This window comes from Burkholderia sp. Ac-20345 (assembly GCF_017104825.1).
In the GTDB taxonomy this organism is placed as follows: Bacteria; Pseudomonadota; Gammaproteobacteria; order Burkholderiales; family Burkholderiaceae; genus Burkholderia; species Burkholderia lata_B.
This window is the reverse complement of the sequence record NZ_JAAGPO010000547.1, coordinates 1-765: the sequence shown is the minus strand read 5'-3', so window position 1 is coordinate 765 and position 765 is coordinate 1. Positions and strand designations below refer to the sequence as shown.

The window sequence follows — 765 nt, the reverse complement described above, 5'->3', positions numbered from 1 at the left end:
AGCGTGCTCGCCCAGGTCGCACCGGCGGCGCCGAAACGCGTGGTCGTGATCGGCGGCGCACTCGCGGAAACCGCGTTCGCGCTCGGCGGCGCCGAGACGCCGCGCTACCGGCTCGTCGGCGCCGACACCACCTGCACGTACCCCGACGCCGCGAAACGGCTGCCGAAGGTCGGCTACCAGCGCGCGCTGTCGGCCGAGGGGCTGCTGTCGCTACGGCCCGATCTCGTGCTCGCGTCCGCGGAAGCCGGCCCGCCCACCGCGATCGCGCAGGTGAAAAGCGCCGGCGTCGCGGTGACGACGTTCGACGAGCGCCACGACGTCGAATCGGTGCGCGCGAAAATCACGGGCGTCGCTCAGGCGCTCGACGTGCGCGACGCGGGCGCCGCGCTGCTGCAGCGTTTCGACCGCGACTGGCAGGCCGCGCGCGACGCAGTCGCTGCCCGCGCGCCCGGCGGCGGGCAGCCGCCGCGCGTGCTGTTCGTGCTGAACCATACCGGCAACCAGGCGCTCGTCGCCGGCCAGCGCACGGCCGCCGACGCGATGATCCGCTACGCGGGCGCGCGCAACGCGATGCAGGGCTTCGATCACTACAAGCCGCTGACGACCGAAGCGCTGGAAGCCGCCGCGCCCGACGTCGCGCTGATCTCCGACCAAGGCCTCGCGGCCGTCGGCCGCCGCGCCGCGCTCCTCGCGACGCCAGGCTTCCGCGCGTCGCCGGGATCGGCATCGCTCCGTGTCGGGTAGGCGTTGGGCCTGTCCGTTACT

The 765-nt window shown here is 74.4% G+C and carries 1 pseudogene; it reads left to right on the top strand.

The annotated features are described in order from the left end of the window. Positions 1-3: 3 nt before the first annotated feature. Positions 4-717: pseudogene (locus G3O06_RS48575) on the top strand (helical backbone metal receptor); the annotation flags it as partial. Positions 718-765 lie beyond the last annotated feature (48 nt).